The organism is Streptomyces sp. NPDC048290 (assembly GCF_040652095.1).
Classification (GTDB): domain Bacteria; phylum Actinomycetota; class Actinomycetes; order Streptomycetales; family Streptomycetaceae; genus Streptomyces.
The window spans coordinates 216,996-231,605 of the sequence record NZ_JBEZLM010000004.1 but is presented as its reverse complement, the minus strand read 5'-3'; the positions used below and the strand labels follow the sequence as shown (position 1 = coordinate 231,605).

The following is a 14,610-nucleotide window of genomic DNA, read 5'->3' as shown; positions in this document are numbered from 1 at the left end:
GTGGAGCGCACCGACCTTGAGTGGCTGAAGCATCTGGTCTCCTGCCACGACCAGGAGAAGCGGGAGCTGGAGCTGCTGAATGCCTACTACGAGGGCCGTCAGCCGCTTTCGTACATGGCGCCTGAGCTGGAGCGGGAGCTGCGGGATCAGGTCCGCCAGGTCGTCATCAACTGGCCGCGCTTGGTGGTCGACAGCATTGAGGAGCGCCTGGATGTCGTCGGCTTCCGCCTCCCTGGCGAGGCGGAGGCCGACGAGGAGCTGTGGCGGATCTGGCAGGCCAACGATCTCGACGAGCAGTCGCAGCAGGGGCATCTCGACGCGCTGGTGATGCGCCGCGCGTACGTGCTGGTGGGCGCGAACGCGGACGATCCGAACACCCCGCTGGTGACGGTGGAATCCGCGCTCGACATGTTCGCGGAGTTCGATCCGCGTACCGGCAAGGTGAATGCGGCGGTCAAGCGGTGGCGTGAAGATGGCGAGAACGGCGCCAAGATCGACCACGCCGCGCTGTATCTGCCGGACGTGACGGTCTGGTGGGTGAAGGATGCCGGGGAATGGCAGGAGGACCCGGACCATGAGCGGGACCAGCACGACCTGGGCGAGCCGCCTGTCGAGGTGCTCGCGAACCGTCCTCGCCTGAAGTGCCGCGGCGGCGTGTCGGAACTGCAGGATGTCATCCCGCTATCGGACGCCGCATGCAAGATCGCCACGGACATGATGGTGTCGGCCGAGTACCACGCCACTCCGAGGCGGGTCGCCTTCGGGTTCGGCGAAGAGGATTTCGTCGACGAGCACGGCAGGAAGGTCTCCGCCTTCAGCCGCATCATCGGCCGGATGTGGGCCACCGAGCGAAATCGCAAGGAGGACGGGGCGGACGTCGTCCAGTTCCCTGAGGCGTCGCTGTCGAACTTCCACGAGACGATCAGCCAACTGGCGAGGCTGGTGGCGTCCCTGTCCGGGCTGCCGCCGCATTTCCTGGGCTACGCCACGGAGAATCCGGCGTCGGCGGACGCTATCCGGTCCTCGGAGTCTCGGCTGGTCAAGAGAGCGGAGCGCAAGCAGAGGTCGTGGGGCGGGACGTGGGAGCGGGTCATGCGGCTTGTCATGCGGGTCCGTGACGGTGTCTGGTCCGACGAGGCCCGGTCGCTGGAGACGATGTGGCGGGACGCGTCGACCCCGACCGTGGCGCAGGCCGCCGACGCCGCGGTGAAGAAGTTCCAGGCGAAGATCGTGCCGCTGCGGCAGACCCGTGAGGACCTCGGCTACACCCAGGCGCAGATCGAGCGCATGGAGGAAGAGGACGAGCGGACCGCGCAGGACGCGCTGCGGCGCCTGGCTGCCGGTGACGTGACCCCGCTGTTCGGGCCGAAACCGGGCCAGGAGGAGCCACCGCCGGAGGGCGAGGAGCCGCCGGAGACTGCCAGTGGCGACGCCGCCTGAGCTGGCCCGCTCTCACTACGAGCAGGTCACCTCCACGATCCGGGCGATCATCGCGCAGATTCAGGCGCTATGGCGCACACTGTCGCCGGACCGGATCGAGGATGACCTCCTCGGCGAGGCGGGAGCGACGATCGCCGCCGCCACGATCGCCGGGCAGATCAGCGTCGCGGACGCCGCCGCGGTGTACATCGCTGCCCAGATGATCGCCCAGGGGGCCAGCCCGGCGGCCGATGGGCGTTTGGACGCCCGCGCTTTCAGCGGGCTCGCGCCCGGCGGGGGCCCGCTGGAGTCGCTGCTGTTCCTGCCCGCGATCGGCGTACGGCGCCGTCTGGCGGCCGGGCTGCCGCCCGCCGAGGCCATGATCGGTGGCCTGGCCGACATGAGCATGTACGTGTCGACGGCGATCGCGGACACGGCCCGTGCCGCCGACCAGGCCGCGATGACGGCGACGCCGTCGTGCGTAGCGTATGTGCGGGTCGTGCGGCTGCCTGCGTGCAGCAGGTGCATCGTCCTGTCCGGGCAGATGTACAGCCAGAGCGAGGGGTTCCTGCGGCATCCTCGCTGCGACTGCCAGACCCTGCCGCTGGCCGAGCGCGAGTGGCCCGATGTGCCGACGCCGCAGCAGCTGTTCGACCGGCTCGATGCGAGGCAGCAGCAGCGCGTCTTCACGGTCGCCGGCGCGCGGGCGATCCGCGAGGGCGGTGACGTCGGCCAGGTCGTGAACGCCCGCCGGGGCATGAGCACCGCGAGTGTCCACGGCCGTGAGGTCCAGGCGACGAGCGAGGGTACGACGCGCCGCGGATTGTACGGCCGCCGCCGGGCGCGCGCGGGCGATCAGTTTGCCCGGTTCGCCGGTCAGAGGCACGGGACGGCGACTTCGGCTCGCTACCTCCGTACCGTCACGACACCGCGGCTGATGCCTGAGGAGATCTTCCGCCTGGCAGATGGCGACCGGGCGCACGCAATCCGGCTGCTGGCCCGCAACGGCTACCTCCGCGACGGCCCCAGCGGTACGGCGTCCCCGCCGCCCGCAGGCCGCTCCCGCAATGCGCCCCCGCCCGCAGGCGCGGGCGGTGCGGGCGGGGCGCCGCCGGTACCGCCCGGCTCTGCCCCGGGGCCCGCGGCGGGCGGGGACGAGGTTCCGCTGATGGGCGATCTGCTGCCCGTGGCGGGCGGCAGTACGGACGTCGCCCGGCTGGAGGACGGTCTGCGGGCCCTGTTCGCGGGGGACTTCGCCGGGTTCACCGTGGAGGTCACGCGGGTCCGCCCTGCGGCGAACCGGGTCATGGTGACTGCGAACGTGATGCGGGACGGGGAGCTGGCCGGGGAGATCTGGCGGACGTTCCGCCGCGACGAGCAGGGCAGGCTCTACGCCAAGCACGACCTCTTGGAGCTTGGGGCGCCGTTTCGTCGGCGGGGGTTCTCCAACGCGGTCAACGCCCATCTGGAGGACTGGTACCGCCGTTCCGGCGCCCACCGGATCGAGCTGAACGCGGGCATGGACAACGGCGGCTACGTCTGGGCGGCCAAGGGTTACCTGTTCGCTTCCGCCGAGGAGGCCGAGAACATCGCCGAGCGGCTGGAGCGCCAGCTGGACGCGCTGGAGTCCTGGCTGGAGGAGCACAAGGACGACGACGGCACGCCCGACGACGAGTACGAGTCGGCGGAGGACGCGTACTCTGACGGGGAGGCGCTGCTGCGCCGGATGCACGATGAGCCTTTCGGGTCCCCGGGGTTCCCGGCGCCTGGCGAGATCGCGGATCTGGGGCGCCTGCCGCATCACACGGCCGCCGACTCCTGGCTGGGCAAGCGGGTGCTGATGGGATCGTCATGGAACGGGGTGAAGTACCTGTGAGCGAGCACAGCGAGGAGGTCGTCGCGCTGAACCGCGCGATCGGCGCGTACCGGCGGCAGTGGATCGCTGATCATGACGGGCGCGAACCCGAGGACGACGACACTCCGGCCGACGAGTCGTGGGCCTACGTCCAGGAGGTGCGCCGGATGTCCGGGCTGGACCCGGACCGCGGGCATCCCGTCGGGCAGCCGCCGCCCGTGCGCCGTCGGCGGCGCGAGCGCCGCGACACCTGACCCCACGCCCCGCCACGCCTCAGTTTTCAGGCCCGTACCGGCCCCCCGGTCCGGGCCTTTCTCATGCCCGCGCGCAACGCGCGGATGCCTACCCCCGCAATGGGAGACCGCTGATGCACACGAACCGCACCCGCTGGCCCGCTCGCGCGGACTGGTTCCAGCTCGACCGCCACGACGACCCCGATCCTGCCGACCCCCAGCCGGACCCCGAGCCCACTCCGCCGGACCCCGACCCGGCGCCGGGCCCGGACGCCGCCGATCCGGAGGGCGCCGAGCACCTCGGCGACGCGGGCAAGAAGGCCCTCGACACGATGAAGCGCGAGCGCGCCGACGCCCGCCGTCTGGCCGCAGCGGAAAAGAAGCGCGCCGACGAACTGGCCCGCAAGGTGCAGGACTTCGAGGACGCCCAGAAAACCGAGGTGGAAAGGGCTACGGCGAAGGCCGAAAGGCTCGCCGAGCAGGTGGCGAAGGCCACCAAGCGCGCTGTCCTCGCCGAGGTGAAGGCTGCTGCGGCCGAGTTCGCCGACCCCGAGGACGCCGCCGCGTTCCTGGACCTGTCGGCCTACACCGGCGGCGACGGGGAGATCGACACCGGGGCCATCTCGGCTGACCTCGACGCGCTGCTGGACCGCAAGCCGCACCTGCGCCGGGCTGCTGGGGAGCCCGTGAAGAAGACCCCGAAGCCCGACCCGGGCCAGGGCGCACGGCCGCCCGAGCCGCCCGCCGACTTCCGCACGGCCAGCCGTGAGGACCTGGAGGCCGAGCTGGCCAGGTCGATTCCCGGTTTCCGTCTGCGCCCGTGATCCGAGTCCGCGCCCGGCTGGGCGAGGGCCTCACCTCGATCGAGGTGGACGGTCACGAGGAGCACGCCGAGGACGGCCGGGTCTGTGCCGCGATAACGGCCATCACCCAAACAGCCCTGCTGGGCATGGAGCAGTACGCCCTGCAGTACCCGGACCTCGTGTCCGTCGAGATCACACAGGAGTAGACATGACCACACTGACGGCTGCCAAGCCGTGGTTCCGGCTCGACCGCCACGATGTGCGGTCGACCGTCCCGGCCGCGATCCGCGCGATGATGCAGAACGGCATCCTGGACCGCGTGTTCCAGGAGGCTCTGCGGCCGGAGTTCATCTTCCCGGCCATCGCCGACTCCGAGCCGTGGCAGGGCGGTCTCGGCGACACCAAGACGATGACCCGCAAGGGCCTGCTGACCCCGTCGACGACGCCGATCACCGGCAGCGACACGTCTGCGGCCACCTACGGCATCGAGCAGTGGTCGGTCACGATGGACCAGTACGGTCTCGCGGTCGACACGAACATGCTGACCAGCAGCATGGCGCTGGCGTCCAAGTTCCTCGCGGACGTGCAGACCCTCGGGATCAACGCCGGGCAGTCGCTGAACCAGATCGCCCGCAACAAGCTGTACAGCGCCTACTCCGGCGGTCGGACCTGGGTGACCACCGCGGGCTCCTCCGACACGTCGATGATCGTGAACTCCGTTGCCGGATTCACGCATGTCCTCGTCAACGGCGTCCCCACTGCGGTGTCGGCGTCGAACCCGCTGGGCGTCACGATCGAGGGCGTCGCCAACACCGTGACCGGGGTGAACGCTGGCACGAACACGCTGACCTTGGGCACGGCCCGCGTCGACGCGGCTGGCGACTATGTGGTCGCCGCCAATGCCCCGACCACGATCCGTCCGACCGGTGACACGGCCTACGACCTGACCGTTTCGAACGTCGCGACGTTCGCGATGTTCCGGGCGGCCGTCACCCGGCTGCGGAAGATGAACGTCCCCACGGTCGGCGGCTACTACGTCGCGCACATCGACCCGGACACCGAGGCCCAGCTGTTCTCCGACGCAGACTTCAAGCAGGCCCTGCAGGGACGCGTCGACTCCCCGATCTACCGGGACCTGTCCATCGGCCGGTTCGGCGGTATCGACTGGGTCCGCAACAACGAGTGCCCGACCCTGCTGGGCGGCAGTTCGGGCACGGTGACGGTGCACCGGCCGATCGTCCTGGGCGGGGGCGCGCTGGTGGCGGCTCCCTTCGAGGGCATCGGCGCCCTGCTGAGCGGTACGGGCGTCGAGGACGTCCCTGATATCTCCATGATCGGTGTCGCGCCGGGGGTCGAGGTCGCGCGGATCGTGAGGCCGCCGCAGGACCGCCTGCAGCAGACCCTCTCCACCTCGTGGTCGTGGGTCGGCGACTACGGCGTCCCGTCCGATTCACTCGCCAACAGCGACGCCGCCCTGTTCAAGCGCGCCGTGGTCCTGGAGCACGCCTGATCCTGCCTACCCGGGGAGAAGCCCCCTTCTTCCCGGCGGCACGAAGGAGGAATTCATGCGTGTGAAGGTGCTGGAGACATGCAGCCCCTACTACAACTACGGGCTCGTTGACCTGGCGAAGGACCAGGTGGTGTCTGGTGGGCTCGCGCTCTTCCTGCTGGAGGCCGGGTCGGCCGTAGAGCCAGTAGACGACGCGGCAGCCGTGTGGCTGGCCGCCAGGGAAGCCCCGGACGGGGAGCTCGCTCCCGACGACGAGCTGGACATCGACGGCACCGCTGCCGACGTTCTGGCCTGGGTCGGCGAGAACCAAGAACGAGCCGCACGAGCGCTCACGGAGGAGCAGGCGCGGGACAAGCCCCGCTCGACGCTGGTGAAGCAGCTGGAGAAGCTCGCCGACCAGGCCGATTGAGGGGAGGCCGCCATGGCACTCCCTGCGCTGGCCACGGTGGACGACCTGGAGGCCGCGGGAGTGTCCAGCTCCCCGGCGGCGATGGAGCTGGCCCTTCGACGGGCATCCGCACGCGTCCGGGCTCACACGCGGCAGGACTTCACCTTCGAAGCAGGCGACACCGTCCTGCTGCGGGGAGGCGAGCGGGTGCTCGTCCTTCCACAGCGGCCGGTCGTCGTCGACGATGCCCATCCGCTGGCGGTTGTCGAACTCATCGACATGGCCGGCGTCGAGGTCCCGGCCGTCGAGGGACGGGACTTCACCAGGGTGGGCTGTGAGCTGACCCGCGGCTACCCGTTCGAGGCGCCGGGCCGGAGCATGGGCTGGCCGTGGTCCCGCACGCTCGGCGTGTGGGCTGACCGGGTACGGGTCGTCTACAGCCATGGCTACGCCGAGGTCCCCGACGACATCGCCGACATCGTGCTCGATCTGGCGACGACGAATCTGACCAACCCGAATGGGCTGCGGTCGGAGACTGTCGGCGGTGAATCGGTGACGTACGCGTCGGAGACGATCGGCAACGCCAAGCTGACCCGCCAGCACAAGGAGGACCTGCGCCTCTACCGCCGTGCCGCGTTCTCGGTGGTCGCGTCATGAGCCTGCTCTACACACAGACGATCGTGATCGTCCGGCCGGGCATCCTCGCCGACGAGTACGGCAACAACAAGCCGGACTGGGCTGGCGCGGCACGTACGACCGTGTCGGGAGTGAACGCCCAGCCACACGGCGGCTCGGCCGAGGACACAGAGGACAAGCAAGTCACGGTCACCGGCTGGCGCCTGTTCACCCCTCGCGGCATGGATCTCGATCTGCGGGAGACGGACCGAGTGGAGATGGCCGGGATGACGCTGCAGGTGACGGGCAAGGTGGCCCGCTGGCCCGCGCCCGGCGGTGGAGTCCATCACATCGAAGCCGATCTACAGGAGGTGTCCTGATGCCGCTTGCGAGCGGACGGGTGCGCTACGTGCCGAACCCCCGGATGTTCCAGGAACTGGCAAGCAGCGAGGAGATGCACACCCTGCTGCTGGGAATCGCCCAGCAGGGCGCCGCCGCTGCACGCGCGGTTGCGCCGTCGTACAGCGGTCCCACGTGGAAGCCGTCGGTGTCCCGGCACGGCGAGTACAGGAACAGCATCTACGCCGGGGCCCACGCGGGGCCGAGCGGCTGGCGTGCCGAGTTCGGTGCTGCTGCGCCGTGGGCGCTGCAGGTCGAGTTCGGGACGGGATCGTCGCCGAGCAGGGCCCGTGACAGCCGTGGCCGGTTCGCGTCGCGGCGGCGCAGGCCGCAGCGCGGATTCTCCCCGAAGCACCGTCCGCTCGGGCGTGCCCTGGATGCGTTGAGGAGTACCTGATGCCCCGGATCAAGCTCGCCACCTGGTACGGGGACAAGGCCCCCGGCGAGGAACTCGACGTCGACGGCGCTGCTCTGAAGGCGATGCGCCGGGACGGCCTCGTCGCCGAAGTCCTCGGCTCCACGGTCGGCGGCACCGTGCAAGCCGACAGGGCTGCGGCCGTCGATGACGCGAGCGAGCCGGAGGCCGTTCATCCTGTTCCGTCCGCCCGGCGGAAGCGGTGAGCGGGCTGCAGGCGGTGGCGATGCCCGATGTCGAACTGGCCGCCACCGTCTATCTGCGATCCGTTCTGGCGGCGGGGACGAATGTTGGCACCGAGTGGCCTGAAGCTCTGGAGAGCCATCTTGCGGCGGGTGTCGTGGCGGTGTCGCTCGGTGGCGGCGGCTCACGGCAGAAGCCGGTCACCGCCGACCGCACTCTCGACATCGACGTCCTCGCCGCGACGAAGGTGCAGGCCCGCGATCTGGCGGCTCAGGTCTCCGCGCAGCTGATCGCCGCGCAGGGCACGGTGCAGGGCTCGGCCCGCATCTACGGCGTCGACGAGACATCGCTGATCTGGCTCCCCTACCAGCCGTCGAGCGAGACGGACCCGATTCCCCGCTACGTGCTCGTGATGAACATGGTGGTCCGTCCCGCCTAGCAGCACCCAACCCGCACCCCCGTCAGCTTTCACCCGTCGGCGTCCGGCCGTGCGGGTCCTCGCTATGCCTGGAGGCATCCCGTGGCGAACGACGCCGACAACGTAAGGGTCGGTCTCAACGGATCGATCTACATCGCCCCGAAGGGCACGACCGCCCCCGCCGACCTCGACGCCGCGTGGGCGGCGGGCTGGACGGATCTCGGCTACCTGTCCGACGACGGCGTTGAGATGTCGTACTCGACGGAGACCGAGGACATCAACGCCTGGCAGAGCCTGTCTCCGGTGCGGAAGGTGCTGACGGGGGTCGACATGACCTTGGCCTTCACCGCGATCGAGCTGAAGACCGCCACCGTCACCCTGTACTTCCCCTCCGCGACGATGACCGACGTGTCGGGCACCGTGCACAAGCTCGCCATCCCGGCAGCGCCGGAGCCCGACGAGCGTGCGATCGGCCTGGAGTGGATCGACGGCGACATCAAGAACCGCCTGGTCATCGCCCGGGGTGAGGTCACCGACCGTGAGGCGATCACCCTGGCCCGCTCCAGTGCCGCCGGACTCGGTATGACCGTCTCCGCCTACGCCGACAGCGCCCCGGAGATCGCCGTGTGGCTGTCCAACGACCCTGCCTGGGGCGCGGCGTAACCCACCGTCTCCCGGCAGGCGTGCCATGCGGGTCGCGCCTGCCGGGCCCCAACCCGCTACACCCGCGAGGAGACTCAGGATGCCCAGCAAGACCACGGTTGGCACGGAGGTCGTCGACCTCAACTCGCTCGCCAAGCAGCGCCGCGACGCCCTGCCGAAGGCGACCACCTACAACCTGTTCGACGTCACCTTCACCCTCCCGCCGATCAAAGCCCTACCGTTCGAGCTGCAAGAACGCGTCGGCGACCTCGACAACACTGTCGCCGTCCTCAAGGACCTCCTCGGCGCCGAGAAGGTCAAGGAGATGTACGCCGCCGGGTTTACGTTCGGCGACTTGGAGCTGATCGCGCAGGAGTGGCAGAAGCGCTCCGGAGTCGAGCCGGGGGAATCTCCGGCCTCCGCCGATTCCTAGAGGAGCACGGGGAGGCCGTCGAGTGGGACATCGCCCGGTACTGGCCGGGCCGGTCCCTGCTGGAGCTGTACCGGGGGGAGATGTCCTGGCGCGAGCTGCGGGTCTTCCTCCGCTATCTGCCCACCGATTCGGCGACCGCGCGCGCAGTCCGCGGCTCCACTGCGGAAGAGGACGCCTGGTCGCTGGACCGGCTGCTGCTGGCCAGTGCGGTGGACGCCATCCGTGAGAACACCTTCGTCACGATGAAGGTGGGGGGCGACCCGAAGAAGACGGGCCGCATGAAGCCGCCGAAACCGATTCCCCGGCCGGGGGTCGAGGAGCCGAAGCACGGCAACGTCATCCGCTTCGGCGGTCGCCACGGCTCGGGTGCGAAACAACTGGCGCAGGTCTTCGGGAGGCCCGCCGCGAACCAGTGACGGGGGTGCGCGGTGCCCGGTGCTGGTGTGCTTGTCGGACGCGGATACGTCAGTATCCGGCCGGAGTTCGAGGGCGACTGGACCCAGTCCGTCAACTCCCGAGCCTCCCGGGCGGGGAAGTCGGGCGCGGGCACGTTCGCGAAGGCGTTCGGTGCCGGTGTCAAAGGCGTCGGAGTGCTGGCCGGGGTCGCGATCGGGGCGAACCTGTCGTCGGCAGCGGCGGGCGCAGCGGCCCTCGCGCCCGCGCTGTCGACAGCCGCGGCTGCGGCGGGAGCCCTGAAGCTCGGCCTGTCCGGGGTCGGCGACGCGTTCAAGGCGGCGTTCGCGGACGGCACTGCGCAGGCCGCCTCGGCGGCGTCGGCGACCAGGGCCGTCGAGTCCGCTCAGCGCGGGCTGGCGAACGCCCAGCGCGGGCTGGCCGATGCCCGCGTGCAGGCTGCGGAGCGGGTGCAGGAGGCGCAGCGGGCCGTCGCAGACGCCGAACGGGCGCTGGCGCGGACGGTGGAGGACTCCGCGCAGCGGCAGCGGGATGCGGCTCAGGACGTCCGCGACGCCGAGCGTGATCTGCGGGACGCGCAGGTCGACGCCCGTCAGGCGCAGGAGTCCCTCACGGATGCCCGCGACGACGCGACGCGGGCCCTGAAGGACATGAACCAGCAGCTCGCCGAGTCCCGGCTCGACGAGCGCGAGGCGGTCCTGCGGCTGAAGGAGGCGGAGGACGAACTCCGCGCAGCCCAGCAGAACCCGGGCGTGACCGGTCAGCAGCTGGAGAAGCTGCAGATCGCGCGGGACCGGGCCAAGCTCAACCTGCAGGAGCAGCGGGAGGAGACGAAGCGTCTCGCCGACGAGACGGCGAAGGCGAACAAGGCGGGCGTCGAAGGCTCCGAGCAGATGCAGCGGGCCCGCGAGCAGGTCGCGTCGGCCAACCAGACCGTCGCGGACCGCGAGCGTGCTCTCACCAAGGCACAGGAAGAGGCGCGGCGTACCGGTGTCGACGCCGCGCGTGACATCGCCGACGCGCAGCGGGCGCTCGGCGAGGCGCAGGCGGGCGCCGACAAGGCCCGTGCCGACGGGCAGCGGCAGGTCGAGGACGCCCAGCGCGCCGTGGCCGAGGCCGCAGCGGCGGTGGCCGACGCCCAGGCCGCCGCGGCGGCGCAGACCTCCCAGCTCGACCAGGCCATGGCGAAGCTCGCCCCGAACGCGCAGTCGTTCGTGCGGGCGGTGCAGGGGCTGGCTCCCGCTTGGAAGGACATGCGCCTCGGCGTCCAGGACGCCCTCTTCCAGGGCCTGGACGACACGGTCACCACACTCGGCCGGGCCACCATCCCGGTGCTGCAGCGGCAGCTCACGGCCACGGCCGGAGTCTGGAACTCCATCGCGAAGAACGCGGCCGGCGCCATCACGGAGATGGCCCGTACCGGGCTCCTGGACAAGGTCCTCGCTGGTGCGACGGACAACCTGAAAGCGCTGGAGAAGGTACCCGGCCAGCTGATCACTGTCTGGGGTCAGCTCGCGGTCGCCGCTCAGCCCGCGTTCAACGCCGTGCTCACACAGTTCGCCGGGGCTGTCACCTCGTTCTCCGACGGCATCGCGGCCTCTTTCGAATCTGGCGGCCTGGAAGAAGCCATCAGCTCGGCGTTCGCGGTGTTGTCCCAGTTCGGGACGCTGATCGGGAACATCTTCGGCACCGTCTCCCAGATCTTCAAGGCCGCGTCCGACGCAGGCGCGCAGATCGTGGGCGCACTCGGCGCCGTGTTCGGCGAGCTGGAGAAGATCCTCGCCGCACCGCAGATGCAGGCCCAACTGCGCAGCCTGTTCTCATCAGTCGCACAGATCGTCGGCGCGATCGCCCCCGTCATCGGGGCTGTCGTGCAGGCCGTGGTGCCGCTGCTCGCGGCCATCGCGGAACCGATCGCCCTGCTCTCCACCGCGCTCGGCCCGGTCCTGCAGCAGCTCGCCGCCAGCCTCGGCGCGGCGCTGCTGCCCATCGTCCAGGCCCTCGCGCCGGCCCTGGTCACCATCGGCACGGCGATCGTGCAGCTGGTCCAGGCGGTGATGCCGCTGCTGCAGCCGATCGCCGCACTGATCGGTCAGGTGATCGCGGTGCTCGCCCCCGCGCTGCAGCCGGTCGTCGCGGTCGCAACCCAGCTGATCAACCTGCTGGTGGGGCCGCTGCTGCAGGCGGTGGCGGCGCTGACGCCTGCACTGGTGCAGATCGGCACGCTGGTGGCCGGGGTGTTCCAGGCGCTGCAGCCGATGCTGCAGCCGTTGATCGGCCTGCTCGCGCAGGTCGCGCAGCTCGTCGCGGACGTGTTCGCGACTGCCCTGGCGCAGTTGCTGCCGGTGATCGGGCCGCTCGTCGACATCGGCGTCCAACTCGTCGGCGTCGTGTTCGCGGCGCTGGAGCCGCTGCTGCCGGTGATCAGGCAGGCCCTCGAAGCGGTCGGTGCCGCGCTCCTGCTGATGACGGAGCCACTGATCGGCGTCGCGTACGCCGCCATGCTTCTCGTCGAGGGGCTGCAGCCGCTGATCCCGGTCGGCGTGCAGCTGGTCACCGCAGTGCTGGAGGCGCTCCTTCCGATCCTGCCAGCCGTCGCGGAGTTCTTCGTCGCGATCTCCGAGGCGGTCCTCGGGATCGCAGGGCCGCTGGTCGAGCTGGTGACCGTCCTGGTGCAGTCGCTGGCCCCGACGCTCGCCGATATCGCCCCTGTCCTGAGGGAGTTCGCCGGGCTGCTCGCGGGCACGCTGGCGGAGGTTCTGCCGCCGTTGTCGAGCGCGCTGCTGTCGCTAGTGGAGGCGTTCGGGCCGCTGCTGCCGGTGATCGGCGAGTTGGTGGGAATGGTGCTGGAGATGGCGGGCGGCGTCCTGATGGAGCTGCTGCCGTCGCTCCTGGAGCTGGTGCAGGCCGGGGTGGATCTGGCGCTGGCGCTGCTGCCGATCGTGCCGCCGCTCACGGAGCTGGTCACGCTGGTGGTCGCGCTGGCGGTGAACGTGCTGTCGTGGCTGCTGCCGCCGCTCCTCGGTCTCGTCGGTACCCTTGTCGGCCCGCTGACGGGCGCGATCACCACGGTGATCGGGTGGTTGACGTCGTTCGTCTCCTTCATCACCGACATCGTCGGGCCGGTCGTCGAGGGCTTGGCGTGGGTCGTCGACGGCGCGGTGAAGCTGATCGTCGCCGTGTTCGAGTGGTTCTACGACATCCTGATCGGGCACAGCATCCTGCCGGACATCATCGCCTTCATCAGCGGTCCGTTCGCCGGTGTCTTCACCTGGATCTACGAGAAGGTCATCCAGCCCGTCTGGCGCGGTATCCGAGAGACGATCCGGTTCTCCTGGGAGACCGTGATCAAGCCGCTGTTCCGTCTCCTCATCGATGGTGTGACCGGTGTGGGTGACTATTTCCGCTGGCTCCGAGACAAGATCATCCGGCCGGTGTGGGACTACATCAGCGGCCGGATCTCCAGCGTGTGGACCGACCGGATCAGACCCGTCTTCGAGGCGCTGAAGGAAGCGGTCCGCCGAATCGGGGGCAGCTTCGAGGATGCGCGGAAACTCATCAAGACCGCGTGGGACAAGATCAAGGTCATCGCCCGGGAGCCCGTCCAGTACGTCGTCGACGTGGTGTACAACCGTGGCATCCGAGGCGTCTGGAACGCCGTGGCCAGCGCTTTCGGCGCTCCGAAGCTGGACCGGTTCGTGTTCGCCCAAGGCGGCATCCTGCCCGGCTACACCCCGGGCCGCGACCCGCACCGCTTCTACAGCCCGTCTGGAATGGCGCTCGAAATGAGCGGCGGCGAAGCCATCATGCGCCCCGAGTTCACCCGCGGTGCGGGCGCCGGGTTCGTCGGCACCATGAACCGCATCGCCCGCTCCTCAGGCGCGGCTGGCGTCCGCCGCGCCCTCGCGCCTCTCCTGGGAGGCGACCCCGACACCCCTGTCGACAGGTCACTGCGATACGCCCGCGGCGGCGTCGTGCAGCGGTTCGCCGACGGAGGTATCTTCGGCTGGATCAAGGACACTGCCAAGACCGCAGTCGGCGCCGGGTCGACCGCCTGGAATAGCATCAAAGCGGGCGCGGGCTGGCTCACCGACACCCTGGAGGCCTCGGCGCGGGCGGGCGTCAAGAACGTCGTCGACCCGCTGCTGAGGGTGTTCCCAGGCGCGTCGACGGAGCTGGGGCAGATGCTGCGCCGCATTCCCGATTCGATGATCGACGCTCTGTTCGGGTATTCGAAGGAGGCGGACAAACGCGGTGCGGGCGGCATCGGCGGCCCCCGCATCCAGGCGGCCCTCACCTGGGCGAAATCCCAGAACGGCCTGCCCTATCAGTGGGGAGGCAACGGCAACCCGTCCTGGGACTGCTCGGGGTTCATGTCGGCGATCGAGTCGGTGATCCGCGGTCAGAAGCCGCACCGTCGCTGGTCGACTCACGCCTTCCAGGGCGGGAGCACCCCGCCTGGCTGGGTGCAGAACGGGCAGTCCGCTTTCCGCGTCGGCATCACCCATGCCGGGGTCGGCCACACCGCGGGCACGCTCGGCAAGACCAAGGTCGAGTCTCGCGGCGGAGACGGGGTCATCGTCGGGCCCCGCGCCCGCGGTTACAACGACCGTCTGTTCACCAGCTGGTACGGCTTCCAGCCCGGCACGTACGACTCGGGCGGATTTCTCCAACCCGGCTTCAATCTCGCCTACAACGGCACCGGGCGGCCGGAGCCGGTGCTGACAGGGGCGCAGTTCAACGCGCTCGCCGCCCGCCCGGACGCCCCGATCACGGTAGAGATCCACACCCAGGACCAGGCGCTGGCGGACTTCATCGACGTGCGCGTCCACCGCAACAACGAGGAACTGATCTCCGTCATCAACGCGAGCTGAGGAGGCACC

Annotated in this window: 16 protein-coding genes; all 16 read left to right on the top strand. The window is 70.1% G+C overall.

Features of this window, described 5'->3' with window-relative positions; genetic code table 11:
* The 16 genes from AB0D49_RS08220 to AB0D49_RS08145 all read left to right on the top strand — a co-directional run bounded on the left by AB0D49_RS08220 (position 1) and on the right by AB0D49_RS08145 (position 14,601).
* Positions 1 to 1,440, top strand: coding sequence for a phage portal protein (locus AB0D49_RS08220; RefSeq protein ID WP_362752716.1), 1,440 nt, complete (start codon positions 1 to 3; stop codon positions 1,438 to 1,440).
* Positions 1,424 to 3,295, top strand: coding sequence for a hypothetical protein (locus tag AB0D49_RS08215; protein ID WP_362752712.1), 1,872 nt, complete (start codon positions 1,424 to 1,426; stop codon positions 3,293 to 3,295). The genes AB0D49_RS08220 and AB0D49_RS08215 overlap by 17 nt, the downstream gene beginning before the upstream one ends.
* On the top strand, positions 3,292 to 3,528 hold the full coding sequence (locus AB0D49_RS08210; protein ID WP_362752709.1) for a hypothetical protein: 237 nt from the start codon (positions 3,292 to 3,294) through the stop codon (positions 3,526 to 3,528). The genes AB0D49_RS08215 and AB0D49_RS08210 overlap by 4 nt, the downstream gene beginning before the upstream one ends.
* 113 nt (positions 3,529 to 3,641) lie before the next feature.
* Positions 3,642 to 4,331 carry a hypothetical protein gene (locus tag AB0D49_RS08205; RefSeq protein ID WP_362752706.1) on the top strand — a complete coding sequence of 230 codons (690 nt, stop codon included), beginning with the start codon at positions 3,642 to 3,644 and terminating at the stop codon, positions 4,329 to 4,331.
* A complete protein-coding gene (locus AB0D49_RS08200; protein ID WP_362752703.1) occupies positions 4,328 to 4,516 on the top strand; it encodes a ribosomal-processing cysteine protease Prp in 189 nt (62 codons plus the stop codon). The genes AB0D49_RS08205 and AB0D49_RS08200 overlap by 4 nt, the downstream gene beginning before the upstream one ends.
* A 2-nt stretch (positions 4,517 to 4,518) precedes the next feature.
* A complete protein-coding gene (locus AB0D49_RS08195) occupies positions 4,519 to 5,820 on the top strand; it encodes a hypothetical protein (protein ID WP_362752700.1) in 1,302 nt (433 codons plus the stop codon).
* 55 nt (positions 5,821 to 5,875) lie between these two features.
* Positions 5,876 to 6,229 (top strand): hypothetical protein, encoded by a 354-nt coding sequence (locus AB0D49_RS08190; RefSeq protein ID WP_362752697.1) that lies wholly within the window; start codon positions 5,876 to 5,878, stop codon positions 6,227 to 6,229.
* 12 nt (positions 6,230 to 6,241) lie between these two features.
* Positions 6,242 to 6,865 carry a hypothetical protein gene (locus AB0D49_RS08185; protein WP_362752694.1) on the top strand — a complete coding sequence of 208 codons (624 nt, stop codon included), beginning with the start codon at positions 6,242 to 6,244 and terminating at the stop codon, positions 6,863 to 6,865.
* Positions 6,862 to 7,203, top strand: a complete 342-nt coding sequence (locus AB0D49_RS08180; protein ID WP_362752691.1) for a hypothetical protein — start codon at positions 6,862 to 6,864, stop codon at positions 7,201 to 7,203. Before AB0D49_RS08185 ends, AB0D49_RS08180 begins: the two co-directional genes overlap by 4 nt.
* Positions 7,203 to 7,619, top strand: coding sequence for a hypothetical protein (locus tag AB0D49_RS08175; protein ID WP_362752688.1), 417 nt, complete (start codon positions 7,203 to 7,205; stop codon positions 7,617 to 7,619). The genes AB0D49_RS08180 and AB0D49_RS08175 overlap by 1 nt, the downstream gene beginning before the upstream one ends.
* On the top strand, positions 7,619 to 7,843 hold the full coding sequence (locus AB0D49_RS08170) for a hypothetical protein (RefSeq protein ID WP_362752685.1): 225 nt from the start codon (positions 7,619 to 7,621) through the stop codon (positions 7,841 to 7,843). The genes AB0D49_RS08175 and AB0D49_RS08170 overlap by 1 nt, the downstream gene beginning before the upstream one ends.
* The gene (locus AB0D49_RS08165; protein WP_362752683.1) at positions 7,840 to 8,259 is read left to right on the top strand and encodes a hypothetical protein; all 420 of its coding nucleotides are present in this window, start codon (positions 7,840 to 7,842) and stop codon (positions 8,257 to 8,259) included. Before AB0D49_RS08170 ends, AB0D49_RS08165 begins: the two co-directional genes overlap by 4 nt.
* Before the next feature lie 81 nt (positions 8,260 to 8,340).
* The gene (locus tag AB0D49_RS08160) at positions 8,341 to 8,901 is read left to right on the top strand and encodes a phage tail protein (RefSeq protein WP_362752680.1); all 561 of its coding nucleotides are present in this window, start codon (positions 8,341 to 8,343) and stop codon (positions 8,899 to 8,901) included.
* A gap of 79 nt (positions 8,902 to 8,980) precedes the next feature.
* Positions 8,981 to 9,313 carry a hypothetical protein gene (locus AB0D49_RS08155; protein ID WP_362752677.1) on the top strand — a complete coding sequence of 111 codons (333 nt, stop codon included), beginning with the start codon at positions 8,981 to 8,983 and terminating at the stop codon, positions 9,311 to 9,313.
* Positions 9,314 to 9,393: 80 nt separating this feature from the next.
* Positions 9,394 to 9,729: a hypothetical protein gene (locus AB0D49_RS08150; protein WP_362752674.1), complete on the top strand. Its 336-nt coding sequence runs from the start codon at positions 9,394 to 9,396 to the stop codon at positions 9,727 to 9,729.
* Positions 9,730 to 9,756: 27 nt separating this feature from the next.
* On the top strand, positions 9,757 to 14,601 hold the full coding sequence (locus tag AB0D49_RS08145; RefSeq protein WP_362752671.1) for a hypothetical protein: 4,845 nt from the start codon (positions 9,757 to 9,759) through the stop codon (positions 14,599 to 14,601).
* The last annotated feature ends 9 nt before the right edge of the window (positions 14,602 to 14,610 follow it).